Origin of the sequence: Bifidobacterium oedipodis, assembly GCF_012932425.1 — a bacterium.
GTDB classification, from domain to species: domain Bacteria; phylum Actinomycetota; class Actinomycetes; order Actinomycetales; family Bifidobacteriaceae; genus Bifidobacterium; species Bifidobacterium oedipodis.
Genome location: NZ_JAAIII010000008.1, coordinates 38,710 through 65,084, shown reverse-complemented (window position 1 = coordinate 65,084; position 26,375 = coordinate 38,710). Strand labels below are relative to the sequence as shown.

The following is a 26,375-nucleotide window of genomic DNA, read 5'->3' as shown; positions in this document are numbered from 1 at the left end:
GGTGAGTATGCAGTTGCGCTCAGAATAATGCCGCTGTCTCGCCGCTTCGACGCACTAGATCGGTGAGCGCGGAGCTCGGTAGTGTCAGCGCGAACGGTATTCTTGTAAGAATGAGTCCTGAAGCCTTAAGTGAACTGATTTCCACGATTGCCCACCAGCTTGTCGCCGACGGCAAAGCCGGCGAATTAACTGACGATCTGATTCCGCCGGTTGACAAGCTCACCGTTATGCGCCCGAAGGATCGCGCGCACGGTGACTGGGCCTCCAATATCGCCATGCAGCTGGCCAAGAAGGCCGGCATGAAGCCGCGCGATCTGGCCGAACCCTTCGCCGCCGCACTGGCCGAGGCCGATGGCATCGCCAAGGTCGAAGTGGCTGGCCCCGGCTTTATCAACATCACACTTGACTCCGCTTCGGCCGCCGCCGTGGTGGACACCATCCTTGCCGCCGCTCCCGTAACCGGCGCAACCGATGATGATACGCACCTGAATAAGGTCAACGCCTATGGTCGTAACACTCACCTCGCCGGCAAAACTTTGAACCTCGAATTCGTCTCCGCCAACCCCACCGGTCCGATTCATATTGGTGGTACCCGTTGGGCCGCTGTCGGCGATGCCATGGCCCGTGTGCTTGAAGCCAACGGCGCGAACGTGGTGCGCGAATACTATTTCAATGATCACGGCGAGCAGATCAACCGCTTCGCCAAGTCGCTGGTTGCCGCATGGGCCGCAGCCAACGATCTCGGTGACAAGGGCTACAACACCGAAACCCCTGGCGACGGTTACAAGGGCGCGTACATCAACGAAATCGCCGCTCGCGTTCAGGCCGAGGCCGAAGCCGACGGCGTGGATCTGACCGCTCTCGACCACCGCGATGGTGGCCTCGACGAGAAGGGCCTGCCGCGCGGCGAGGAAGACACCGCAGTACGCGAGGAATTCCGTAAGCGCGCAGTGCCGATGATGTTCGACGAAATCCGCAAGTCCATGAAGGATTTCCGCGTGAACTTTGACGTGTGGTTCCACGAGAACAGCCTGTACGCCGACGGCAAGGTCGACGCCGCCATCAAGGAGCTGCGTGCGCGCGGCGACATCTTTGAAAAGGACGGTGCCACTTGGTTCCGCTCCACCGAACATGGCGATGACAAGGATCGTGTGATCATCAAGTCCAACGGCGAATTCGCCTACTTTGCCGCCGATATCGCCTATTACTGGGACAAGCGCCACCGTGCCGAGAACCCGGCTGACGTGGCGATTTACATGCTCGGTGCCGACCACCACGGCTACATCGGCCGCATGATGGCCATGTGCGCTGCCTTCGGCGACAAGCCCGGCGAAAACATGCAGATCCTCATCGGCCAGCTCGTCAACGTGATGAAGGACGGTCAGGCCGTGCGCATGTCGAAGCGTGCCGGCAATGTCGTCACCATCGACGATCTGGTGTCCGTGGTCGGCGTGGACGCCGCCCGCTATTCGCTGGCTCGCTCCGACTACAACCAGAATTTCGACATTGATTTGGCCCTGCTCGCCTCGCACACCAACGACAATCCGGTGTATTACGTGCAGTACGCGCACGCCCGCTCCAAGAACGTGGATCGTAACGCCGGTGCATGGTGGGCCGAGCGCAACGGCCTCACGCTGGCCGACACTGACGCCGACGCCGACGCTGCGAATGGCACCCCGCTGAACGAGGTCCTGTCCGACTTTGCCGCCAAGGCCGACATGTCCCTGCTCGACACCGAAGCCGACGGCGAAGTGCTCGCCGCACTCGCCCAGTTCCCGAGCGTGCTCGCCACCGCAGCCGACGATCGTCAACCCCACCGCGTGGCCCGCTACTTGGAGGATCTGGCCGCCGCCTACCACAAGTGGTACAACGTGGAGCGCGTGGTGCCCATGGCACTGACCGAGCCCGAAACCCGCGGCTCCGAAGAGGCTACCGCCGCGCTTGACATCGCCAAGAACCCGTCCGTCGAACGCGCCGCCGCCCGACTGAAGCTTAATAACGCAGTGCAGCAGGTTATCGCCAACGGCCTCGACCTGCTCGGCGTCACCGCCCCGGAGAAGATGTGATGGCAATTACCCCTATCTGGCCTGAAGCCAGCACAATCAACGCCGAAGGAGCAATCGAATTCCACGGCCGTACCGCCGCCTCACTGCTGGACGAGTTCGGCTCGCCGCTCTACCTCATCGACACCGACGAGGTGGTTATGCGCGCCCGCCGCTTCGTGACCGCAGCCGCTGAAGCGTTCCGCAACGCCACCACACATGTGAGCTTCGCCGGCAAGGCATTCCTTTCTAAGGAAATCGCGCGACTTGTCACCGAAGCAGGCACCTACGTGGACACCTGCACGATGGGGGAGATGCGCATCGCACTGGCTGCCGGTGTGCCCGGCCGTCGCCTGGTGCTGCACGGCAACAACAAATCTGATGAGGAGATTGCGCTCGCTATTGAGCAGGGTTTCGCCAAAATCGTGGTCGACGAGCCGGATGAGCCCGCCCGCATCGCTGCCATCGCACATCGTCTTGGCAAGCGCGCCCGTGTGATGCTGCGCGTCACCGTCGGTGTGCATGCCGGTGGCCACGAATACATTTCCACCGCTCATGAGGATCAGAAGTTCGGCGTACCGCTGCTGGCCGCAGGTGCCGATGCCAGTGCACTCGACATGCTGGCTGATTTGGGCGGCGTGACTCCGGCTGCGGCCAACGCGCGCATCGCTGAGGCCAGTGACGATAAGCTGTCTGCCGCTGACGCCAGCACCGACGCTAACACTGGTGCCGCGCGCACACTGCGCTACGACGTCAAATACCCCTACGACCTCAGCCGTGAGGACGTATCGGACGCGGACCGTGCCTTGGCATCAGCCATGGAAGCCGTGGCTGATGGCCCGGCCATCGCTGTGCTCAAAGACATCCTCGCCCGCCAAAGCGATCTGGAACTCGTCGGTGCACATTCGCATATCGGCTCCAACATCCACGACGCGGACGCCTTCATCCAGGCCGCCCGTCGCATGATGCTGCTGCGCAAAACCTTCTGGGCGACCGACGCCTACACCCTGCCCGAAATCGACCTTGGTGGCGGCTACTCCGTGGCATACACCGACGGCGAGGATTCGATGGATATCCACGCCGAACTGAACCGCCTGGCCGAAGCCGTCACCACCGTCAATCGTGCTCTTGGCATGCCGATGCCCGCCATCAGCTTCGAACCGGGCCGCTATATCGTGGCCCCCGCAGGTGTCACGCTTTACCGCGTGGGCACGATTAAGCATGTGCACTTGAGCGGCGACGCCCACGACAGTGCTGGCAACCTGATTGACGAACGCGTGTACGTGTCCGTCGATGGCGGCATGTCCGACAACATCCGCCCGGCCCTGTATGGCGCGGACTACACCGCAAAACTGGCGAACCGCGAGGGCTCAGCCGACACCATGCTCGCCCGCGTATGCGGCATGCATTGTGAATCCGGCGACATCGTGGTGCATGAGGTGCGTCTGCCCGCCGACCTGAAGCGCGGCGACATCCTCGCCGTGCCCGTCACCGGCGCGTACGGCCGCACCATGGCCAGCAACTACAATCAGGCGTTGATTCCGGCGGTTGTGGCCGTCAGCGAATCAGGTGCGCATGTGATGCTGCGCCGTCAGACGGTCGACGATCTGCTTGACCTTGACGTCAGCGAGTGATTGCTGGCACATTGCTAGCACATAGTCGTCGGCAGGTTGTCGACGAATAATCGTCGTTCAATATAAGTGGTCAACGTGTGGTCGCCAACGTGCAATCGCCAATAGGTGATCTGGACGTTGCGCGACCCAAGTCAGATTCCCTCCGTAGAATGGCGGGAGTTGCACATCGGCAGAAAGGCTGGATTCCAGTGGCAGAACAGAACGTAACCCCGATTCGCGTAGGCCTGCTTGGCGCGGGCACGGTCGGCTCACAGACCGCGCGTCTCATCGTCGAACAGAAGGATGAGCTTTCCGCTCGCATCGGCCGTCCGATCGAACTGACCGGCGTGGCCTGCCTCGACCCGAAGGAAACCGAGCGTTTCCCCTGGATCGACCAGTCGATCGTCACCACCGACACCATGTCCGTGGCCACCAACTCCGATATCGTGGTCGAACTGATCGGCGGCACCACCGTGGCTCGCAAGTTCGTGCTTGCCGCCATCGAATCCGGTGCCTCCGTGGTCACCGCCAACAAGGCACTGCTGGCCAAGTACGGCCCCGAAATCTACCAGGCCGCCGAAGCCAAGGGCGTTGATATCTACTTCGAAGCTGCGGTCGGCGGTGCTATTCCGTTCCTGCGCCCGCTGCGCGAATCGCTCGTGGGCGACAAGGTGACCTCGATGCTCGGCATCGTCAACGGCACCACTAACTACATTCTTGACGAGATGACCACCAAGGGCCTGCAGTTCGACGATGTGCTTAAGGACGCACAGGCCAAGGGTTACGCTGAGGCTGATCCGACCGGTGATATCGAAGGCTACGATGCGGCCAACAAGGCCGCAATCATGGCCACGCTCGGCTTCCACACCAACGTCACCATCGATGACGTATCGGTTGAGGGCATCACCAAGATCACCGCTGACGATATCGCCGCTGCCACCGCCGAAGGCAAGGTTATCAAGCTGCTGGCTGTGGTTGAAAACGGTGAAGCTGGAGTCTCCGCCCGTGTTTACCCGGCCCTGATCGACGAATCCCACCCGCTTGCCAGCGTGCACGGCTCCTTCAATGCCGTGTTCGTCAAGGCCGAGGCCGCTGACGATCTGATGTTCTACGGTCGTGGCGCAGGTGGCGCACCTACCGCCTCCGCAGTGGTGGGCGACGTGGTCACCGAGGCCCGTCATATCGCCTCCGGCTGCACCGGCCCCGCCATCCCGCTGTACAAGAACCTTCCCCAGGCGCCGATCAGCGCCTCCAAGGCCGCCTTTGCCGTGCGCTTCCTCATCCACGACAAGCCGGGTGTGCTTGCCGCGATCGCCAAGGAATTCGCTGACCATGGCGTGTCCATCAACGGTGTGAACCAGGATCTGAAGCCCACCATGACCGACCCCGGTTATGACGGCGAAATCCAGCAGCTGCGTCTGGTCACCCATCTGACCGACGAAGTGACCCTGCGCGAAACCGTCGCTTCGGTTTGTAAGCTCGACTTCGTAACCGGCGAACCGTCGATTCTGCGCGTGCTGGACTGATCGCAGGCAAGTTCCGTAGGATTGCAATAACGCGGCAGGAGATACAAATGACCCCAGTATGCACCAGCGTGACCGTGCGCGTGCCCGCCACCAGCGCCAACCTTGGCTCCGGCTTCGATACGCTCGGCTTGGCGCTTGACTACCACGATGAACTGGTATTCACGCTGTCCGAGGATTCGGCGGACACCACAGCCCATGTGATTATCCATGGTGAGGGCGCGGACACGTTGCCGCGCGACGAAACGCATCTGGTGGTTTCCACCTTCCGCCGCGCCTGCTCCACCTTCGGACTGGGCCGTCTCGGCTTCACGCTGGAGGCAACCAACAACATCCCGCAGGCTCGTGGCATGGGTTCCTCCGCCGAGGCCATCGTAGCCGGTATCGCAGCTGCCGCCGCGTTTGCGCAGGCCGGGGAACTCAACCGTCAGGCGATTTTCGACCTGGCCGCTCACATCGAAGGGCACCCCGATAATGTGGCACCGGCCGTATTCGGTGGCTTGACCGTGAGTTGGGATTTTGAAACCGGCGAAGGCGTCGGATCCGTGCCGATTCCGGGCGGTGAGCCTCTGCACGGTGGTTTCCACACCATCAACTATCCGGTTGACCAGTCTGTGACCGCGGCCGTGTTCGTGCCGGATTTCGAACTGTCCACCGAAAAGGCGCGTCAGGCCCTGCCTGCACAGGTGCCGTATCGCGATGCAGTCTACAACGTGTCCCGCGTGGGGCTGCTGCCCGCCGCCATGAATCCGGTGGTGCTGGCCCAAGCCGCCGCGCAGGAGAGTGGTTCGGCAGAGGCCGATGCCGGCAGCGATGCGCCAAGCACCGCAGCATTGAACAACGCTCAGCGTGAAGCCAATGCGCTGCTGTTCACCGCCACATCCGATAAACTGCATCAGCCGTATCGCACCCCGTTAATGCAGCCCTCCGGCGATCTGATTGCCAAATTCCGTGCCAAGGGATACGCCGCCGCGGTTTCCGGCGCAGGCCCCTGCGTTATGGTGCTGCACTACGGCGATGCCCGCGAGGCCATCGACCAGTTGGCGGCTGAGGAGCTCGCCTCCGGCCACTGGAGGGTGCTGCACCTGCCCATCAACACCACCGGTGTCGAAGTGCAGCGCGCCTAGCCGGTGTTATTACACGTTGCAGGGTGCGAGATGCCTCGACTACGCTCGGCATGACGAGCGAAGTCGAGGCATCTCTTCGTCATACCGAGCAGTGTTGCTGATAAGGTGGCGGTATGAGCATTCCGCTGATTCTTGCTTCAAAATCCAAGCCGCGCCGCGATGTGCTGAACTCCGCTGGCGTGTGCCCCACCATTCGCGTCTCCCATGTTGACGAACCCGCCGCATTGGAAGAGGCCGCCCAAGAGCAGGGCGTCACCGTAGACGAACTCTCCATCGAACAGCGCGTCACCATCCTTGCTCAGGCCAAAGCACAGGCCGTATATCACGCCTATCAGGCCGTAGCAGCCACAGCCGCCGCCGCAACCGGCGAACGCATTGTCGGCTATCCGCTGAAAACCGCCAAACCCGAAGAACCCGCGCGAGGCAAGCATGCCAGCGCCACGCAAACCCACGCCATCGACTATTCCAAGGCTGCGGTTGCCACCACACGCGACTTTTCCGGCGTACAGATTCCCACCACAAGCGAACCCATCGACACAGTCATTGCCCGGCAGCCGGGCCTGACGCACAGCGCCGTTGGCCCACTGATTCTCGGCTGCGATTCAATGTTTCTGCTTGACGGCGAATGCTACGGCAAACCTCACAGCGTGGAGGTGGCACGCGAACGCCTGCGCCGCATGCGCGGTGCCACCGGCGAACTATGGACCGGCCACTGCCTGATTGATTTCGCCTCCGGTCGCGTGGCTCGCGGTGCCAGCCACGCACTGGTGCACTTCTCCAACTACACCGATGACGATATCGAACGCTATATCGCCACCGGCGAGCCGCTTGAAGTCGCTGGATCATTCACCCTCGAAGGCTTCGGTGGAGCGTTCATCGACGGCATCGAAGGCGATCCGCATGGCATCATCGGCCTGAGCCTGCCGCTTGCCCGCCGCTTGTGCGGCGAATTGGGCATTCAGTGGACCGACCTGTGGAACGTTGGCCGCGGCGTGCCCGAGTCGGAAAGCAAAGCCGCCGGTTCGGCCAAACCCACCCCGGCTGAAGAGCTCAAATCAGGGCGCGGCGCCAGTGGCAACCCCTCCGGCAAAGTCATCATCCCGCCAGCCGAAAACGTGCATCAGCCCGGCGACGGTTGGATTGATTGCGCCTGCGGACGCAAGCACTGGGGCACCAATGGCGCTTCCGGCATCCTGTTGGCCCGCCGTGACCCGTCGAGCGGCGAAGTGACCCACGTGGTGATGCAGCATCGCGCCGCATGGTCGGCCGAAGGCGGCACCTGGGGCATTCCGGGCGGTGCCAGCGCCGACGGCGAATCGCCGATCGAAGGCGCGTTGCGCGAAAGCTATGAAGAGGCGAACATCACCCCCGAAGACATCGAAGTGGTCGGCTCCTACCGTGAGGACCACGGACCGTGGGCCTACACCACGGTATTCGCATTCGAAAAGCCCGGCCATAGTGTGGAACCGAAGGCCAACGACGATGAATCCATGAATATCGAATGGGTGCCGATCGACGACGTGCCGAACCGCAGGCTGCTGACCGCTATGAAAACCGACTGGCCTAATTTCCGGGCACGTCTGGACCATCTCGCCGCCGCCCACCGTGGTGCTTGACGGTGGTGTCTGACGATGGTTGGCAGGCGCTAACCAGCACCTGATCTTGTACCTGTTCGTCATCTGGCATAAAGCCAGCCCACAGACTGCCGGACTATAGACTGGTGCAACCTGCACACATACGCAACGCCCCTAATCCTTAAGGATGAAGGGGCGTTCGCGAATCGTCCGAAGGCCCGATAGTCCCGGAATCCCGCTGCTCATAGCCTTGGAACTATGAGCACACCAGTACCGCAGCCGACGATGTTCGGCAACCCGCAGTCTTCCCAAACTTCACGTTCCCCGCAGGCTGCGCAACCCGCGCAACCTACGCAACTTGTTCAGCCGGCACAGCCGGCGCATTACACCGGAACAGCCGCGCCCCGACCAATCCTCGCGGCCACCGACCTGGTGATGGACTACACCGCCAACATGCCCCGAGCACAGGCCGGGCATGCGCCGGTCGGCACCATCTACCCCGGCCACACCCTCGCATTGAACCATGTCAACTTCCAGCTGGCAGAAGGTGAGACCGTGGCCGTGATGGGCCCCTCCGGCTCCGGAAAATCCACACTATTGCACGCGCTCGCCGGCATCATCCGCCCCACCAGCGGCACGGTAACCTTCCGAGGCACGGATGTGACGCATATGAGCGATGCCGATCGCACCAAACTGCGCCGCAGCGCCTTCGGCTTCGTATTCCAATCCGGCCAGCTGCTGCCCGAATTGCCAGCCATTGAAAACATCGCCCTGCCCATGATGCTAAGCGGTGCCGATTATCGACAGGCCACTGATGTTGCGGTGCTCTGGCTGGAACGACTCGGTCTGCGCGCCCTCGCCGCGCAACGCCCCGGCGAAATGAGCGGTGGCCAGATGCAACGCATCGCCATCGCCCGCGCCCTTGCCATGCGCCCGGCCGTGGTGTTCGCCGACGAACCAACCGGCGCACTCGACCAAACTACCGGCCGCGAAGTCATGTCCATGCTTATCGATGTCGCGCGCGGCAACGGTGCCGCCGTGGTGGTGGTAACTCACGATCCGAATGTGGCGGCTTTCTGCTCACGCACCGTCACCATGCAGGATGGAGTGCTGCAATGAGCACGTTCGCACTTTGGCGTCTGTTCCATCGTCCGGGCACACGCGGCAATGCCGGCCACACATCGGTGCTCGCCATCATCGCCTTCGCCGCTGCCACCGCAATATTCCTCACCGTGCTTGGCGGCGTGCACGGCTTTATCTGGCGCGCTTCCGCCGACCATACCATCGGCTGTCTATTCGAACCGGCACAATGCGCGCCCGGCACCTACGCTCTTTGGGCCAAGCGTCTTGCCGACGCCAACGATCCAGCCATGTACGCCAGTATGTATGTGATGCTTGCGGCTTTCGCCTGCATACTACTGGTTGTCCCGTTCGTGGCGCTCGCCGGTTCAGCCGCCCGTCTCGCCGCCTCGCGTCGCGATCAGCGTCTTGCCGCGCTGAGACTGGCCGGCGCGACACAATCGCAGGTAGTAAAACTCACCGCCCTGGAAGCTGCAGGACAGGCGTTGATCGGCGCACTGATCGGCATTGTCGGCTATCTTGCCCTCATGCCGCTGATTATGCTGCTGAACTTCCAAAACCAGCATTTCACTTTCGAACAATTGTGGGTAGGCCCTTGGGCTCTTATCGTGGTGCTGCTTGCGGTGACAATACTGGCACTGGTCTCCGCGCTGCTGACGTTGCGTCGCGTCGCTATCACACCACTTGGCGTCACATCTCGCCAAGCTCAGCCGTTGCCTGCAGGCAGCCGTGCGCTGCTGTTCGTCGGCGTGCTGCTGGTTGCGATAGCGGGGCTGTCCAACCTGCAACTGTTCGCCGGACTGGGCACCGCTGTGATATATGGCATCATCTTTGCGTTCATTGCCCTGCCGTTTGCGCTGGTCAATCTCATCGGTGCGTGGACGGTGTCCACACGGGCGAAATCCCGCGCTCGCAGGCCCAAGGATGCTGCCACGATGATTGCCATGCGTCGTATTCTGGACAATCCCAAACGCGCCTGGCGCAACGTTTCCGGCATCGCGTTGGCCGTGTTCATCGCCGGCATCACGTCGGTATGTGGCATGTTTGGCGATAGCGTTGCGGGTGCCGACGCGAACGGCATTGATCCGAACATGCTGATGCTGCGCGACATCGGCACCGGCGGACTGCTGACCTTGGTGTTCGCCGCGGTGTTGGCGGCGGTGTCATCGGGCGTGATGCAGGCAGGTTCTGTTTACGATCAGGTCAATGAATACCGCATGCTGGTGCTGGAGGGCACGGATACGGCCACGCTGAACAAGGCGCGTTTCATAGAGGTGCTGACGCCGCTGAATGTGGTGGTTGTGGTGGCAGGTGCCTGCTCGATGCTGCTGATGTTCCCGCTGATGGCCCAAGATATGACCCATCCGATTACATTGCTGAGCTTCTTCGGCGGCGTCGCCTTATGCTATGCACTGGTCGCTGTCGGCGCTCTCGCTTCGAACCGTGTGGCGGCCAGCCTTAATCTTATGGATTATCGTGCTGACGACTGAGCCTGTCTGAACCTTTAACGGTGTGTGCTGGCATCAGCCAAGCAGCACTGCAACAAGTGCGATAAAGATCGGGCTGGTCATCGTGGAGATCAGGATGCCGTCGCGAGCGAAGGTGAGACCCACGTTGTAACGCGCCGCATAGTTGTAGACGTTCTGTCCGGTGGGCAGGGCGGCGAGCACCACGCAGGCGTACAGTTCCGCACCACGGAAGCCCATCACGAAGTAGGCCAGCAGGAAGGCGATCACCGGCATCACCACGTTCTTCAAAACGGCCACGGTGAAAATGGCCGGACGATCGCCCTTCTGCTGCAACGGCTTGGTGCCGTGCAACGACATGCCGAAGGCCATCAGGATCATCGGCACGGCAGAATCACCGATCATATCGATGGGGTCGAATATGAAGTTCGGCACCACGAACCAGCCGGCTTTGGCGGAAATCGCGGAGATCAAAATGCCGCCGAGCGAACCGATCAGCAACGGTTGGTGCAGCGGCTGCTTGGCAATCTCCTTAACCGACACCTTGCCTTTGGTGGTTACGTCTAGCACGGTTAGGCCAACAGGCGTGAAAATGGCCTGCTGCATCACCAGAATCGGCGCGACAAGCGCCGGATTGCCCAGAATATAGGTGGCAATCGGCAGACCGATGTTGTTTGAATTCAGATACAGCGAATTCAGCGCGCCGATGGTGGCATCCGGGGCCTTCAGATGGAAAAACATGCGATTGAGCAGCAGAAACACCACACCGACCAGCACGGCCGAGAAAAACGCCACGATAATCGAGGGATGGAAGATATCGAAAATCGGTTCTTTGGCCAGAATCGCGAACATCAGGCACGGGCTGGACACGAAGAACGAGAACCGGTTGAGCACCATTTGTGCGGTCGGGCCTCCGATGCGCAAACGTGCGGCTGCGTACCCCACCGCAATAACGATGCCGATTACGCAGAATCCCTGCATGGCGCTGATCAAACCTGGCATATGCTGTTCCTCCCTGACCTCACCAGTGTGGCATAGTCCAAAGTAAGTGGCGCTTCCATCTCACCTATTGGCGGAATATATCGGTGTGATAGGGCCGCTGCGTTGCGTAAGATAAGGCCTATGACCATTACGCTTGACAACACCGAGGCTCAGGGCAACCAGCTGAACGCCCTGCTCACCCAGATTATGGAGCAGTATTCCGTCTCCGACGAGGAAGGCCCCCTCACCGACGAGGTTGAGGCATTCCTTGCCGCCCAACCTCATTTGACCGTGCGCCGGCACGGCGACACGGTGGTGGCCAGCACCAATTTGGGGCGGCAGAACCGCGTGATTCTTGCCGGTCACCTTGACACTGTGCCGGTGATTGACAACTTCCCGCCGCGTTGGCTGGAACCGGGAGACCCGGCGATCCGCTCCGAAATCGCTGAAGCGCACCCCAACGACCGCGTGATGTGGGGGCGCGGTGCCACCGATATGAAATCGTCCGACGCGGTGATGCTGTATCTTGCTGCCACGCTCACCGAGCCTAAGGTCGACCTGACCTATGTGTTCTACGATCACGAAGAGGTCGCCGCTGAAAAGAACGGCCTGCGTAAGGTGGCCGAGGCGCACCCCGATTGGATTCAGGGCGATTTCGCCATTATTGGCGAGCCCACCGGCTGCGGCATCGAAGGCGGTTGCAACGGCACGATGCGCTTCGATGTGATTGCCCACGGCGTTGCCGCACACTCCGCCCGCGCATGGATGGGCGATAATGCCATCCATAAGGTGGCCGATGTGCTCAACCGTCTTAACGCCTACGAGCCGGCCGATATTGAAGTGGATGGGCTGACCTATCGCGAAGGCGTTAACGCCACGCTGATTTCCGGTGGCAACGGCACGAATGTGATTCCCGATTGGTGCCGTGTGCACGTCAACTACCGTTTCGCCCCCGACAAAACACTGGCCGAAGCCAAAGCCCTGATGATGGGCGAGGAGACGGCCGCCGCTGCACAGTTGGGCAACGGCGAACACGAGGCCACCGGTGGTATGTTCGCCGGCTACGGCATTGAAATGAAGGACGAAAGCCCCTCTGCACGTCCTGGTCTGACTGCCCCGCTTGCCGCCGATCTGGTGCGCCTGGTTAAGGAACGTACTGGGCGCGATCCGCTGGCCAAGCTCGGCTGGACCGATGTGGCGCGATTCTCCCAGCTTGGTGTGCCGGCGGTGAACCTTGGTGCCGGCGATCCGTTGCTGGCGCATAAGCATGATGAGCAGGTTCCCGAATCCGACCTTGTGCAGCTCGCCGATATTCTGCAGGAGTGGCTGGGGTAAGTCAGCTGAGATGGTTCTAAGATGATTCGGCTGGGGTACGTCAGTTCGATTACTCCAGCCGGATCATGCAGCCGGATTACACAGCTGGGTCATAAACCAGCTAGGAACTGCCTAGAGCGAGACTCGCGACTTTGCCTATAGTGTCGCGGGCGGGGCAGTTATTGTGGCATACTGAAAGACGGCGGTTCTGCATAACCGTCAGCGTGTGAGATGGCGTCGATCCCCTCGCGGCTCTCGAAAGCGAGACAACGTGAGCGCCGGTGTCCGCCGTCCACAGAGAGACTTTGGACGAAGTTGCCTCTACGGAAGCGCACTATTCGTGTGCGCGGCCACGGTGAGAGCGTGGTGTGAGAGCCGTGAGGCCTGATACAGCGACGTGCCGATGCAGCGCGCGCCGAAGGAGCATTGTGCCCACCAAGAACCGTGAGGGTTTCGTCGGCGACGAAACCAATAATTCAACAGCATCTGAATCCGTTGCGTCCGCAGCCGTGAACGCTGAGCCGCCGCTGCCGCCCGCAAAGAACAGCCGGAGTGCGCAGACTGCTGCAGCTCAGACTGCTTCAACTCAGCCTGCTCCGGCAACGCAGTCATCTCAGTTGGCTCAGGATTCCCAACCTTCCGCTCAGGAGTCTGCCGGCTCTGCGGTGAATGCCAATCCTGCGCCGCGCCGTCGCCGCGGAGGCCGCCGCGTGGTGCGTGGTGCCGGTGCCGCCGGTGCCTCCCTTGAGCTGCATGTGCAGGAGCATCCTGCCACGCCACTATTCGAGGCGCCTGTGCTGCCTGAACCGTCGGTTGACAATGCCGCCGATAAAACCGCCAAAGCCAATACAGCTGATAAGGCCGATACAACTGAGACCAATCAGCATGATCATCAGGATGACACGAAGGCCGAAGAGCCCGCAGCCCCGCGCCGCACTCGTCGCACGCGTGCCGCAGCCGCCGCGTCCGACGATGATGGTGATGATCATGCAGCTCCTCGCACGCGTCGTCGCTCCACCCGTGTGTCTGATGACGATGCCGATGAGCGTGACGAAGCGCGGCCCACACGCCGTCGCACCCGTGCCATGGACGACGATATGGATCGCGATGATCACGACGATCATGATGATCGTCCGTCCGCGCGCCGCCGTTCGCGCGTAACCGATGACGACGATATGCGTGACGACGATCGCCCAACCGCACGTCGTCGCTCCCGTGTGTCCGATGACGATGATGATGTGCGCGATGATGATCGTCCGTCTTCACACCGCCGCGCTCGCCTGACCGATGACGACGATGACCGCCCGTCTGTGCGTCGTCGTTCCCGCACGCTTGCGCATGATATGGATGACGATGATGATGATGACGAGCCGCGCCAGATTCGCCGTCGCAGCACACGCAACGCAGACGCCGATGAGCGTCTGCTTGATGCCGTTGACATGCTGCCGGTGGGGCATGAGCCCACGCGCCAGGGCCGTCCGATGACCTCGTTGCTGTTCCAGGAACCAGTGCTTCCCGTGCGTCGGCCGGTTGATGATGATATCGAAGTCGACAATCGCGCGAATCGGATGGATCATGATGCTCATGATGATCGTGATGACCATACCGAGCACGACGATGCTGATGATACTGAGGCTACGGGGCGTGGCCGTTCTCGCCGCTCGCGCCGTCTGAACGCTCAGGAGCGCCGCGCCGCGGCCGAGGTCGAACAGATTGAGGAAGACCTTGAGCTGGACGACATCGCCTATATGCCGATTGCCGAGGGTGAGTCCGATGACGAGGGTGATTCCTCGCGTCGTTCTCGCCGTCGCCGTCGCCGTGGTTCACGTACGGAAGCTGCCGCTCGCGCCACTGAATCCAATACTGAAAACAGTGAAGCTGACGACAACGCAGACGAGGAATCTGCAGTTTCCACACGTTCTCGCCGTCGCAGCGAGGATGAGGAGGACGACGAGCAAACCGTGACCCGTCGCCGTCGCCGTCGCCGCGGTGCCAAGGCGGAGTCCGAAGACGAGAACGAGCAGCCGTTGGTGCGTCGTTCGCGCAAGCAGCAGTACATCGACGAAATCACCGACGTCGAAGGCTCCACGCGCCTAGAAGCCAAGAAGCAGCGCCGTCGCGACAACCGCCGCGAACGCAGCCGTCAAAGCCAGCTCATGGAGCAGGATTTCCTCGCACGCCGCGAAAACGTGGATCGTTTGATGGTGGTGCGCGAAAAGGAACAGCACACCCAGATTTCTGTGGTCGAAGACAATGTGCTCGTCGAGCATTACGTGTCCGATATTCAAGAGGTGCAAACCGTCGGCAATATCTATCTGGGCCGCGTGCAGAATGTGCTGCCTAGCATGGAGGCCGCGTTCGTCGACATCGGCCAGGCGCGCAACGGCGTGCTGTACGCCGGCGAGGTGAACTGGGATGCAGCTCGTCTCGAAGGCCAGCCGCGCCGCATCGAACTGGCATTCAAGTCCGGTGATCCGGTGCTGGTGCAGGTTACCAAGGATCCGATTGGCCACAAGGGCGCACGTCTGACCTCCCAGGTCACGCTCGCCGGCCGTTTCCTGGTGCTCGTGCCCTCCGGCGGTATGACCGGCGTCAGCCGCAAGCTGAGCGAACGCGAACGCAGCAGGCTGAAGAATATCGTGAGCAAAATCGCCCCCAAGGATATGGGCGTGATTATCCGTACCGCTGCTGAAGGTGCCTCCGAAGAGGCCATCACCAAGGATCTGGAATCCCTGGTGCGCCAGTGGGAGCGTATCAATGCCAAGCGTGAGGAGTTCTGGCATGGCAAGCGCCCCAAGCTGTTGCAGGGCGAACCGGATGTGGCAATCCGCGTGGTGCGTGACATCTTCAACGACGACTTCAACAAGCTGATCGTCGAAGGTGACAAGGTCTACGATCGCATCGAGGAATACCTTGATACCATGGCCCCTGACTTGAAGGACAAGCTGGAGCGTTGGGATCCGGCCGAACACGAAGGCAAGGATGTGTTCGACAAGTGGCAGATCGACTCCCAGCTCAGGAAGGGCATGGAGCGTCAGGTCTACCTGCCCTCCGGCGGTTCGATTGTGATTGACCGCACCGAAGCCATGACCACCATCGACGTGAACACCGGCCGTTTTATCGGCAGGGGCAAGTCGTTGGAGGAGACAGTCACCCGCTGCAACCTTGAAGCCAGCGAGGAGATCGCGCGCCAGTTGCGTCTGCGCGACATTGGCGGCATGGTAATGATTGATTTTGTGGACATGGTTATGCCCGCCAACCGTGATCTGGTGCTGCGTCGCCTGGTGGAATGCCTGGCACGCGACCGCACCAAGCATCAGGTGGCGGAGGTCACCAGCCTTGGTCTGGTGCAGATGACCCGCAAGCGCATCGGCCAGGGTCTGGTCGAAGCGTTCTCCGAGGAGTGCCCGACCTGTAAGGGCCGTGGCTTCATCCTGCATGACAAGCCCACCGTCTCGGCCGACTATGACGATCCCTACGCCATGCGCGGCGGCGATCCGTTCGTGCGCACGAACAAGCACGGCCGTGGCACATCTCCCGCACCGGAACCCGCCGGTTCCAGCGCGGATGTCAAAGCCAAGCTCGCCCAGATCGCAGCCGCCGCGGTGGCCGCGAACAGCACGGAAAACTGAGACCGACAACAATCCTGCGGCGTGTCAGGTTTGACACGCTCAGGAATTGGGTTGCGTTAGTCGCCCGGTGGGTGTAACTTTGACGTTTGGTGTCTGACCGCGAGCTCGGCGTGTCGGGCAAGAAGCTTTCCAAGTTAATAAAGGAACGAATATGTACGCGATTGTGAAGGCCGGTGGCCATCAGGAAAAGGTCGAGGTCGGCGACACCATCCTCGTCAACCGTCTCGACGCCAAGAAGGGCGAGACCGTGGAATTCCCGGTTGCTCTCGTGGTCGACGGCACTCAGGTCACCCTGGCCGCCGCTGATCTGGCTAAGATGTCTGTCAAGGCCGAAGTTGTTGATGATGAGGCCAAGGGTCCGAAGATCAGCATCCAGAAGTACAAGAACAAGACCGGCGTTGCCCGTCGCAAGGGTCACCGCCAGCCGCTGACCGCCGTCAAGATCACGGCGATCGCCTGAGAACCAGAAAGGACCATGAATCATGGCACATAAGAAGGGTGCGTCCAGCTCTCGCAACGGTCGCGATTCAAATCCCCAATACCTTGGCGTGAAGAAGTTCGGCGGTGAGGCTGTCGTGGCCGGCAACATCATCGTTCGCCAGCGTGGCACCAACTTCCACCCGGGCAACAACGTCGGCATGGGCAAGGATCACACCTTGTTCGCTCTGACCGACGGCTCCGTGAAGTTCGGCGTGCGCCGCGACCGCAAGGTTGTGGACGTTATCGCTGCCTGAGCGTAAGTCTTCGACTTAAAACTTTCAAACCGCACCGTGCGCATATTGCGCCGGTGCGGTTTTTGCGTTCAGTAGTAAGCGAAACTGCGAGACCAGACAATCGCGTACAGTAGTGCAGCATGAGTGATTTTGTGGATAGAGTAACCGTTCATGTCAAGGGCGGCGACGGCGGCAATGGTTCGGCAGGTATTCGCCGCGAGAAGTTCAAGCCACTGGCTGGTCCGAACGGCGGTAATGGTGGCGACGGCGGTTCGGTGATTTTCGTGGCCGATCGTAACGCCACGAGCCTGTTGGATTATCGTTTTATGCCGCATCGTGTGGCTGGCAATGGCACCATGGGCCTTGGCGACAACAAAGATGGCTCCAAAGGTGACGATCTGATTCTGCCTGTGCCCTGCGGCACCGTTGTTTTCCAAGCGCGTGGTGCCGTCGGAGCTTCCAAGCATCCCGGCGAACAACTTGCCGACTTGCGCCATGAAGGCGACCGTTGCGTTATCGCTAAGGGCGGTGCCGGCGGCCTTGGCAATATTGCGTTGGCCAACCGAACCCGCCGTGCCCCAGGTTTCGCACTGTTGGGCGAGCCCGGTGAGGAACGCGACGTTATCCTCGAATTGAAGTCCATCGCCGATGTGGCGTTGGTCGGCTTCCCCTCGGCGGGCAAATCCAGCCTGATCGCTGCGATGAGCTCGGCCAAGCCGAAAATCGCCGACTACCCCTTCACCACGCTGGTGCCGAATCTGGGCGTTGTGGTCGCGGGGGAGTCGCGCTACACCATCGCCGATGTGCCGGGTCTGATTCCCGGCGCTTCCGAAGGCAAGGGCCTGGGCCTGGAATTCCTGCGTCATATCGAACGCACCGAAATCATCGCCCATGTGATCGATTGCGCCACGCTGGAACCTGACCGTGATCCGATAAGCGATTATCAGGCGCTGGAACAGGAACTTGCACTGTACGCCGACAAACTGGAACTGCCGCTGGGTGCGATTCCGATCCCCGAACGCCCGCGTATTGTAATCCTTAACAAGGTGGATGTGCCGGAGGCCAAGGAACTTGCCGAATTCGTCAAACCCGAATTCGAAAAGATGGGGCTGAAGGTGTATATCATTTCCACCGCCTCGCACGAAGGCTTGAAGGAGCTGAACTTCGCGCTGTGCGCGCTGGTCGCCGATATGCGCAAGGAAGTCGCCGCACGCGAAGAGGCTGAGGAAGAGGCCCGCGTGGTGATCAAGCCGCTGGAAGTCTCCGGTCGCCGTCCGCGCCGTGCGGATGAGGGTGGCAATGCGCTTGAATTCACCGTGGAACGCCGCGAACTTGGCAATGGTGAGATGTTCTATGAGGTGCGCGGTGCCAAGCCCGAACGTTGGGTGATGCAAACCAACTTCGACAACGACGAGGCCGTCGGCTATCTGGCCGACCGTCTGGCCAAGCTCGGTGTGGAAGACGAACTGCGCCGCAAGGGTGCCAAGCCCGGCGACGAGATTCGCATTGGTCGCGGCAGCCGCATGGTCGATTTCGATTGGGATCCGACCATTTCCGCCGGTGCCGAAATGCTGGACGGCTCCAATTTGGGCGCACGCGGCAAGGATTTGCGCCTGTCCGAACAGGACGGCCGTGCGCACCGTCGCACCAACACCGAGCGCCGAGCGCAATACCACGAGATGATGGATGCACGTGCCGCAGTGCGTGACGCCATGGCCGCCGAACGCAAGGCCGGCCACTGGGCCGATCCCACCATCGACGACGACCGTCACGACGAAACCTCGTTGTTCGGCCGCGGTGAGGATGTGCAGTCACAGGAAGAAGCAAACGAAGAATAATGTCCACACCAAGTCAGGTTGACGTGCGCCGCGCGATTGCCGGCGCACAAACCGTCGTCGTCAAAGTTGGTTCCAGTTCGCTGACCCAACCGAGCGGCCACCTTGATCCCGAGCGTCTTGATGCACTGGTCTGTGCACTGGCCGCCGCCCATATGCAGGGTGCGCGCGTGGTACTGGTTTCTTCCGGTGCTATCGCGGCAGGTTTCGGCCCGCTCGGCTTCGACGCCAGACCCAGCGATGTGGCCACGCAGCAGGCCACCGCTGCCGTGGGACAGGGGCTATTGATGGCCCGGTACGAGACCGCATTCGCCCGTTTCGGCGTTCGCGTGGGGCAGATTCTGATCACTGCCGAAGATACGATTCGCCCGCAGCAGTATCGCAACGTGGAACGTACGCTGACACGTCTGCTTGACCTTGGCGTGGTGCCGATTATCAACGAAAACGATTCGCTGGCCTCCAACGAGATTCGCTTCGGCGACAACGACCGGCTTTCCGCATTGGTGGCCAACTTGGTGCGCGCGGACGCGTTGGTGCTGCTCACCGACGTGGACGCGCTGTATACCGCGCCTCCATCGCAACCCGACTCCAAGCGTGTGGCATACGTGCCCAACGTGATTGATGCGCTCGAAGACATCACCGTCGGCGGTTCCGGCTCCAAAGTTGGTACCGGCGGCATGGTCACCAAACTTGAGGCCGCTCGCGTGGCTGCGGTTTCCGGCATTCCCACTGTGCTCACCTGCGCCGCACAGGCAGGGCCCGCGCTGATGGGTGACCCGGTGGGCACTGTATTCGCACCCGTCAAGGCGCGCGGCTCCTCGCGCCGCCTGTGGATCGGTTTCGCGGCCGAACCGAGAGGCATCATTGTGGTCGATGCCGGCGCGGCCCAGGCTGTGCGTGGTGGGCGTGCCTCACTGCTTGCCGCTGGCGCACTGGAGGTGCGCGGGGAGTTCTCCGCCGGCGATCCGGTATGGGTGGACGACGAATCCGGCGAGCATTTGGCCCGCGGTCTTGCCGGCTTCGATTCCGAGGAAATCCCACAGATGCTTGGGCGCACCACCGCCCAGCTCAAGCGCTTCCTCGGCGAGCAATACGCCCATCCGTTGGTTCACCGCGACAACCTGGTATTGGTGTAATCGTGTGTGGTCGTGCGTGGTCATGTTGTGCGGTGCTGGGTTTAGCATAGGCAGCATGACTATGGCTGACTGGCAGACGTTTTCCGACCGTATCAATCATGTGACCCCGAGTGCCACACTCGCCGTCGACTCCAAGGCCAAGGCCATGAAGGCCTCTGGTCTGGACGTCATCGGTTTTGGCGCTGGAGAGCCGAATTTCCCGACCCCGGCGAACGTGGTCAAGGCCGCCGCTGAGGCGTGCCTTGACCCGAAGAACTACAAGTACACGCCCACTCCCGGCCTGCCTGAACTGCGTGAGGCCATCGCGGCAAAAATGCTGCGCGATTCCGGCTATGAGGTAACCGCCGATCAGGTGGTGGTGACCAACGGCGGCAAGCAGGCTGTGTATTCCACATTCCAGGTGCTGCTTAACGATGGCGACGAAGTCATCATTCCCACTCCTTACTGGACCAGCTATCCTGAGGCCGTCAAGCTGGCCGGTGGCGTGCCCGTCACCGTGTTTGCCGGCGGCGATGTGAACTTTGAGCCGAGCATCGAAGCGCTGGAAGCTGCGCGCACCGAGCGCACCAAGGCGATTATCGTCAATTCGCCGAATAATCCCACCGGTGCTGTGTGGAGCCCAGAAACCGTGAAGGCCATCGGCGAATGGGCCGTCGAACACCATATTTGGGTGATTTCCGACGAAATCTATGAGCATCTCAACTACGACGAGGCGCACACCACCTACATTGGTGCGGTAGTGCCCGAAGTGCGTAATCAGCTTATTGTGCTCAACGGCGTGGCCAAGACTTACGCTATGCCCGGCTGGCGAGTGGGCTGGCTGGTCGGTCCCGTCGAAGTGGCCAAGGCTGCGTCCAAGCTGCAGGGTCATATGACTTCCAATGTGGCCAACGTCTCCCAGCGTGCTGCGCTGGCAGCCGTGTCCGGTCCGCTGGATGAAGTGCATGAGATGCGCCGAGCCTTTGACGCGCGCCGCCGCGCCATCGTGGCCGCGCTGAACGACATCGAAGGCGTTGTTTGCCCGACGCCGACCGGCGCGTTCTATGCCTTTGCGGATATCACCGCGCTGCTCGGCAAGCCGCTCGGCCCCAACGGTACCGTGAGTGACACCTCCTCCGAGTTCGCGGCTGCGCTGCTGGACGAGGCCCATGTGGCCGCTGTGCCCGGCGAAGCCTTCGGTGCTCCCGGCTATCTGCGATTCTCCTACGCCTTGGCCGATGAGGATCTGGCCGAAGGCATGCGTCGCTTTAAGCAGTGGGCAACCCGCCACGATGCCTGATCGGGCATCGGCGCGTCGCGGATTTGCCATAATCCGAGCATGCTGCTAAAGTCTCACCTTGGCGGTTTTCGCTAAGCGAAGCGTCCCCTACGGGATGCAACGCCAAGGTGAAGTTCACCTAGGGAAGTGGCGCAATTGGTAGCGCAACGGTCTCCAAAACCGTAGGTTGTGGGTTCGAGTCCCGCCTTCCCTGCCAATTATTTTTACAATCAAGCAGCTGACACGAGGTAATGAAATGGCTAAGTCGAGCACAAGCGAAAAGGTAGTCAAGCCGAATGTCTTCATGCGCATTGGTCTGTTCATCAAGCAGATCATCGATGAGCTCCGTAAGGTTGTGACTCCCACCGCCAAAGAGCTTTTCTTCTGGTCGCTGGCCGTGTTCATCTTCGTGCTGCTGCTGATGGCCTTGGTCACGGGCATGGACTTCGGTCTGGGCAAGCTCGTGCTGTGGCTGTTCGGCTGATCCGCACAACCTGAAGGTGAACTTACGCATGACTGATGAACTGAATCTCGACAATCTGGACGCCGCTCTTGAAGGGCAAGAACAGTCTGATGAAGCTGTGGCTGAGCATCTGAACGATGATGCTGCGGCTGTCGAAGCTACTGAATCTGCTGTGCCCGAATCCGAAGATATCGCATCGACTGAAGCCGGTGAAAGCGAAGCCGCACAAGCCGAGGATCCGCAGCAGCCTGAGGAGTCTGCACCTGTCGCTGCCGAGGCTGAGCATCCGTTTGTTGATGACGAGGACGAAGAAATCAACGACTCGGAACAGGCCGAAACCACCGATGCCGGTCAGCTGGCTGTTGATGAGTTCTCCAAGTCCCTACGCGCCCTTGAAGGCAAGTGGTATGTGCTGCACACCTACTCCGGCTATGAGAAGCGTGTGAAGACCAACATCGAATCCCGCGTCGCCTCCTTCGGCATGGAAGATCAGATCTTCCAAGTCGAGGTGCCGATGGAAGAGGTGGAGAAGCACACCGAAAAGGGCAAGAAGGTCATCACCCGTGTGCGTGTGCCGGGCTATGTGCTGATTCGCATGTGGCCGGATGAGAACGCCCGCCGTATCGTGCGTGAAACCGAAGGTGTGACCGGTTTTGTGGGCCCGACCAAGGATCCTGCGCCGCTTTCCCGCAAGGAAGTCGTGGCGATGATGGCACCGATGATCGCTTCCGAAGCGCTTAAGAAGGCCGGTGATAAGCCTGCTGCCGCTAAGAAGCGTACGGTTGAGGTTTCCTACGCTGTGGGCGATCAGGTTACTGTCACCGACGGTCCTTTCGCCACTATGGCCGCTGTCGTCTCCGATGTGGAGCCGACCACCCAGAAGCTCACCGTGCTGGTCTCCATCTTTGGCCGCGATACGCCGGTGGAGCTCGGCTTCAACCAGGTCGAAAAGCTCGCCTGATTGTCCTGATTACAGTCGTTACGAAAACCCAGCCTTCATGGCTGGGTTTTCTTGTTTCCGCTGGTATTTCAATTGTCCACTGGAATAGACATAATAGGAAAGCTTGTGTCTGGAGGGGAGACCCGCCATCACAGCACAGCAATATAAGTTGCGGGAGGAGACCGCCCGCGCGCATACGGCACCTGCTAGGTTCGACCTGAGCAGTGACGGCCGCCCGGCATGATGAAATAACGAGTCAAGCGTCATGGCAGGCGACGTACGCCAAGTAGCAGCGCCAGCGGCGACCGACAGTACCGCGTTATAGAAAGAAGAACCATAATATGGCTCCCAAGAAGAAAGTCTCGGCGCTGATCAAGCTCCAGATTCAGGCTGGCAAGGCCAACCCGGCCCCGCCGCTGGGTCCGGCCCTCGGCTCCCATGGCGTGAACATCATGGACTTCTGCAAGGCATACAATGCCCAGACGCAGGACAAGATGGGTCAGGTCATCCCTGTTGAGATCACCGTCTACGAAGACCGTTCCTTCACCTTCGTGCTCAAGACCCCGCCGGCCGCAGCTCTGCTGCTCAAGGCCGCTGGCATCGAAAAGGGCACCGAGAACCCGCTGACCCACAAGGTCGGCTCTGTCACCAAGGCCCAGGTCAAGGAGATCGCTGAGATCAAGATGGAAGACCTGTCCGCCCGCGACATCGAAGCCGGCATGAAGATCATCGAGGGCACCGCCCGTTCGATGGGCATCACGGTCACGGACTGATAAGGAGAAGGACAGATGGTAAAGCGTTCCAAGAAGTACCGCGAAGCCGCTGAGCGCGTCGATCGCAACAACCTCTACACCGCCAACGAGGCCATCGCTCTGATCAAGAGCATGCCCTCCTACAACTTCGACCAGACCGTCGAAGCTGTGCTCCGTCTGAACGTTGATCCGCGCAAGGCCGATCAGCTCGTGCGTGGCACCGTCAACCTGCCTCACGGCACTGGTAAGACCGCCAAGGTTCTCGTGTTCGCTCGTGGTCCGAAGGCCACCGAAGCCACCGAGGCCGGCGCCGACATCGTCGGCGATGACGATCTGATCGCCAAGGTTGCTGACGGCTTCCTCGACTTCGACGCCGTCGTTGCCACTCCGGACATGATGGGCAAGGTCGGCCGTCTGGGCCGCGTGCTCGGCCCCCGTGGCCTCATGCCGAACCCGAAGACCGGCACCGTGACCATGGATGTGGCCAAGGCTGTTGCCGACATCAAGGGCGGCAAGATCGAGTTCCGCGTGGACAAGAACGGCAACCTGAGCTTCCTCATCGGCAAGCTGAGCTTCGATGAGTCCGCTCTGGACGAGAACTTCAAGGCTGTGGCCGACGAAGTCAAGCGTCTCAAGCCGTCCACCGTGAAGGGCCGCTACGTTACCAAGGCGACCATCACCTCCACGATGAACCCCGGCGTTCCGGTTGACCCGAACACCTTCGCCTGATCGCTGTTTGCAGCGTTAAGCGCGTAACGAAAGCCTCGGTACCGTTTGTTTTACGGTACCGAGGCTTTTTACGTATCTGGCCGTCGACCTAGGCGTTGAGTGGGATCATCACGGTGATGGTGAACATGTCGTCGCTGGCATCCACTGCGGCGCTGCCGCTGTGGCGTTCCGCGGTCATGCGAATGCTGGCGAGACCGAATCCGTGCCAGTCCTTGTCTGGCTTGGTGGTCGCCGGCAGATGCTCGTCGGTAAGAAGGATGGGGGAAGGCGCGCGGTAGTTGCTGCAGCGAATCACCGCCATACTGCCGGAACGGGTGGCTTTGAGATCGATGACGCGCAGTTGCTCGGGCAGTTGCGCAACCGCCTCGAACGCATTGTCGAGGATATTGCCGAATAGCGCATACAAATCGATGGCGTCAAGCTGGTCGAATGCCTTGCCGTCCACCAGATAATGCAATGTGACATTCTGATGCTGCGCCGAAAGCAGCTTGTCCGTCAGCAAGACGTCCAACGTGGGATTTCCGGTTTTGGCCAGCGAATCGTAGCGGTCCACAGCCTGCTCGATGGAATCCAACGCCTGACTGGCGGGCACAGTCGTGGAGCTGTTTCTCAGCAGGTTGATTTGTTTCTTGAGATCATGGCTTTTGACGTTGATCAGGTCGATGGTGTTGCGGCTGAGTTCGTACTGCTGCTGATTGAGCTTCCACATGCGATCGGCAAATTCCGCTTCGCGTTTCCAATGCGATTGGACGAGAAGCCCGGATTGAATCGTCAAAGCCAGAAGAGAGCAGAGAATCGCATATATCAGGCAGATGATGTTGATCGCTTGGTCATCTGTGCTGAAATACATGAGTTTGGCGAAACTGATTACCATGGTGATGGTCAATATGGTGGCGGATACGGCGAGCAGCGCGGTGTCATTGACCTTCTCGCCGGCGTTATGCAGCATCGAACGAGTGAATGGGATACTCAGTGCCAGCGCCGCAAACGGATATCCCAACAGCATCACCCATATGGGTTCCAGCGGATTGATCTGCGGAATCGCGCTGGCAAGATAGATGATGCTTTCGGCGCAGTACTGGATCGCATAGGCCGCCACTCCATAAAACAGCGCTTCCCGTATGGTGGCGGAGCAGCACCAGACGATGCCTATGACGGTGCATGCGAAAACGACGAAGAACCGAGTGATGCCGAACCATCCCGGAGACGGCATGATGAACATGACCCAGCTCAGTGCGATGCTTGCTGCGACACAGACGATGACGCGAAGAAAGAACAGCGGCCTACGTGGCAGATTCCGGCAGCATATCGCCTCGGCGAAGATAAGCTCGACCGGGAATCGTCCGGCCATGATCAAAGTCGTGATTCCTGTCATTATGAAACACCCGTCTACTGCATACTGCCAAGGTAAGCGGTGAGAGCCTCCATGAACTCGCGTTTGCGTGCCCGGCTGATGGGCAGACGCTCGCCCCCTACCAATGCCTCATCGCCGTGGATTCCGCTCACATGGCGCGGGTTGACCAAAAAGCTCTGCCCGCAACGAAGGAATCCGTGGGGTGACAGCTGTTCCTCGACGGCTTTCAGAGTTCCGTAGGCGACCGCATTGCCCTGGCTGGTATGGAAGATAAGACTGTGTTTGCTGACCTCCACATAGGAGATGGAGTCGACCGTCACGCGCATGGTTCCGCTGCGTCCGGTGATGGTGACGTACGCCTTGTCACGTCTGTTGATGTGGTTCAGCACGTTGCGCATCTTTAGCGCGAACACTTCCGGTGACACGGGTTTGATGATGTACGAGAGTGCGTTGACATCGTACCCGTCGGTCGCCAGGCTGGCCACATGCGTGAGGAATACCAACGGAACGTCCTCGTCCATGTTCCGCAATTGACGTGCGGCGCTCATTCCGTCCAGCCCGGGCATTTCGATATCCATGAAAATCAAATCCCAAACGGGACGATAGCGATCGAGAAACATATCGGCGTTGGCGAACATCGAGATTTGGTATTGCAAGGCGATGTCGTTCGCGTATGATTCCAGAATTCTGCAGAGATGCTCTTGATCAATCGGCGAGTCTTCGACGATGGCGATGTGCAGCATGTTCCTCCTTGACCAATGGTTCCGATTCTAGTGGCTTGACTGTCTAATCGCGTCATCCTGCCGAAGCGGGTTGTGCTGTGGAACCGCCCGGATATGTTGT

At 60.6% G+C, this 26,375-nt stretch carries 21 protein-coding genes, 1 tRNA gene and 1 pseudogene; 20 read left to right on the top strand and 3 right to left on the bottom strand.

What is annotated here, in order from left to right; translation table 11 throughout:
• Positions 1-110 precede the first annotated feature (110 nt).
• The 8 genes and pseudogenes from argS to G1C95_RS11270 all read left to right on the top strand — a co-directional run bounded on the left by argS (position 111) and on the right by G1C95_RS11270 (position 10,449).
• Entirely contained in the window at positions 111-2,066 is a 1,956-nt protein-coding gene (argS, locus tag G1C95_RS11300; RefSeq protein ID WP_169173056.1) for an arginine--tRNA ligase, read from the top strand.
• Positions 2,066-3,676, top strand: a complete 1,611-nt coding sequence (locus tag G1C95_RS11295) for a diaminopimelate decarboxylase family protein (protein ID WP_169173055.1) — start codon at positions 2,066-2,068, stop codon at positions 3,674-3,676. The genes argS and G1C95_RS11295 overlap by 1 nt, the downstream gene beginning before the upstream one ends.
• 149 nt (positions 3,677-3,825) lie before the next feature.
• Positions 3,826-5,181 (top strand): homoserine dehydrogenase, encoded by a 1,356-nt coding sequence (locus G1C95_RS11290; RefSeq protein WP_205832826.1) that lies wholly within the window; start codon positions 3,826-3,828, stop codon positions 5,179-5,181.
• A 47-nt stretch (positions 5,182-5,228) separates the two neighbouring features.
• A complete protein-coding gene (thrB, locus tag G1C95_RS11285) occupies positions 5,229-6,305 on the top strand; it encodes a homoserine kinase (RefSeq protein ID WP_169173053.1) in 1,077 nt (358 codons plus the stop codon).
• A gap of 113 nt (positions 6,306-6,418) precedes the next feature.
• Positions 6,419-7,328 (top strand): annotated as a pseudogene (locus G1C95_RS12820) (nucleoside triphosphate pyrophosphatase); the annotation flags it as partial.
• Between the two features lie 92 nt (positions 7,329-7,420).
• Entirely contained in the window at positions 7,421-7,921 is a 501-nt protein-coding gene (locus G1C95_RS12815) for an NUDIX domain-containing protein (RefSeq protein ID WP_417852279.1), read from the top strand.
• 216 nt (positions 7,922-8,137) lie between these two features.
• On the top strand, positions 8,138-8,998 hold the full coding sequence (locus tag G1C95_RS11275) for an ABC transporter ATP-binding protein (RefSeq protein ID WP_417852278.1): 861 nt from the start codon (positions 8,138-8,140) through the stop codon (positions 8,996-8,998).
• Positions 8,995-10,449, top strand: a complete 1,455-nt coding sequence (locus G1C95_RS11270; protein WP_169173051.1) for an FtsX-like permease family protein — start codon at positions 8,995-8,997, stop codon at positions 10,447-10,449. The genes G1C95_RS11275 and G1C95_RS11270 overlap by 4 nt, the downstream gene beginning before the upstream one ends.
• A 33-nt stretch (positions 10,450-10,482) precedes the next feature.
• On the opposite strand, the gene G1C95_RS11265 is transcribed toward G1C95_RS11270, so the two are convergent.
• The gene (locus G1C95_RS11265) at positions 10,483-11,427 is read right to left on the bottom strand and encodes an AEC family transporter (protein WP_169173050.1); all 945 of its coding nucleotides are present in this window, start codon (positions 11,425-11,427) and stop codon (positions 10,483-10,485) included.
• Between the two features lie 120 nt (positions 11,428-11,547).
• Here G1C95_RS11265 and dapE point away from each other — a divergent pair, with 120 nt between their 5' ends.
• The 12 genes from dapE to rplA all read left to right on the top strand — a co-directional run bounded on the left by dapE (position 11,548) and on the right by rplA (position 24,178).
• Positions 11,548-12,741, top strand: a complete 1,194-nt coding sequence (gene dapE / locus G1C95_RS11260) for a succinyl-diaminopimelate desuccinylase (protein ID WP_169173049.1) — start codon at positions 11,548-11,550, stop codon at positions 12,739-12,741.
• Positions 12,742-13,148: 407 nt separating this feature from the next.
• The gene (locus G1C95_RS11255; protein WP_417852277.1) at positions 13,149-16,352 is read left to right on the top strand and encodes an Rne/Rng family ribonuclease; all 3,204 of its coding nucleotides are present in this window, start codon (positions 13,149-13,151) and stop codon (positions 16,350-16,352) included.
• Between the two features lie 151 nt (positions 16,353-16,503).
• A complete protein-coding gene (gene rplU / locus G1C95_RS11250) occupies positions 16,504-16,812 on the top strand; it encodes a 50S ribosomal protein L21 (protein WP_169173048.1) in 309 nt (102 codons plus the stop codon).
• Positions 16,813-16,834: 22 nt separating this feature from the next.
• The gene (gene rpmA, locus G1C95_RS11245; protein WP_169173047.1) at positions 16,835-17,086 is read left to right on the top strand and encodes a 50S ribosomal protein L27; all 252 of its coding nucleotides are present in this window, start codon (positions 16,835-16,837) and stop codon (positions 17,084-17,086) included.
• Positions 17,087-17,205: 119 nt separating this feature from the next.
• Complete coding sequence (gene obgE / locus G1C95_RS11240; protein ID WP_169173046.1) at positions 17,206-18,903, top strand: GTPase ObgE; 1,698 nt, start codon at positions 17,206-17,208, stop codon at positions 18,901-18,903.
• On the top strand, positions 18,903-20,036 hold the full coding sequence (gene proB, locus G1C95_RS11235) for a glutamate 5-kinase (protein ID WP_169173045.1): 1,134 nt from the start codon (positions 18,903-18,905) through the stop codon (positions 20,034-20,036). Before obgE ends, proB begins: the two co-directional genes overlap by 1 nt.
• A gap of 61 nt (positions 20,037-20,097) precedes the next feature.
• Complete coding sequence (locus G1C95_RS11230) at positions 20,098-21,315, top strand: pyridoxal phosphate-dependent aminotransferase (RefSeq protein WP_169173044.1); 1,218 nt, start codon at positions 20,098-20,100, stop codon at positions 21,313-21,315.
• 120 nt (positions 21,316-21,435) lie between these two features.
• A tRNA-Trp gene (locus G1C95_RS11225) sits at positions 21,436-21,511 on the top strand.
• Between the two features lie 39 nt (positions 21,512-21,550).
• On the top strand, positions 21,551-21,778 hold the full coding sequence (gene secE, locus G1C95_RS11220) for a preprotein translocase subunit SecE (RefSeq protein ID WP_169173043.1): 228 nt from the start codon (positions 21,551-21,553) through the stop codon (positions 21,776-21,778).
• Positions 21,779-21,806: 28 nt separating this feature from the next.
• Positions 21,807-22,718, top strand: a complete 912-nt coding sequence (gene nusG, locus G1C95_RS11215; protein WP_169173042.1) for a transcription termination/antitermination protein NusG — start codon at positions 21,807-21,809, stop codon at positions 22,716-22,718.
• A 320-nt stretch (positions 22,719-23,038) separates the two neighbouring features.
• Complete coding sequence (gene rplK, locus G1C95_RS11210; protein ID WP_169173041.1) at positions 23,039-23,470, top strand: 50S ribosomal protein L11; 432 nt, start codon at positions 23,039-23,041, stop codon at positions 23,468-23,470.
• A gap of 15 nt (positions 23,471-23,485) precedes the next feature.
• Positions 23,486-24,178 (top strand): 50S ribosomal protein L1, encoded by a 693-nt coding sequence (gene rplA, locus G1C95_RS11205; protein WP_169173040.1) that lies wholly within the window; start codon positions 23,486-23,488, stop codon positions 24,176-24,178.
• Between the two features lie 88 nt (positions 24,179-24,266).
• On the opposite strand, the gene G1C95_RS11200 is transcribed toward rplA, so the two are convergent.
• Positions 24,267-25,553, bottom strand: coding sequence for a sensor histidine kinase (locus tag G1C95_RS11200; protein ID WP_169173039.1), 1,287 nt, complete (start codon positions 25,551-25,553; stop codon positions 24,267-24,269).
• Between the two features lie 14 nt (positions 25,554-25,567).
• Entirely contained in the window at positions 25,568-26,275 is a 708-nt protein-coding gene (locus G1C95_RS11195; RefSeq protein WP_169173038.1) for a LytR/AlgR family response regulator transcription factor, read from the bottom strand.
• Positions 26,276-26,375: the final 100 nt, after the last annotated feature.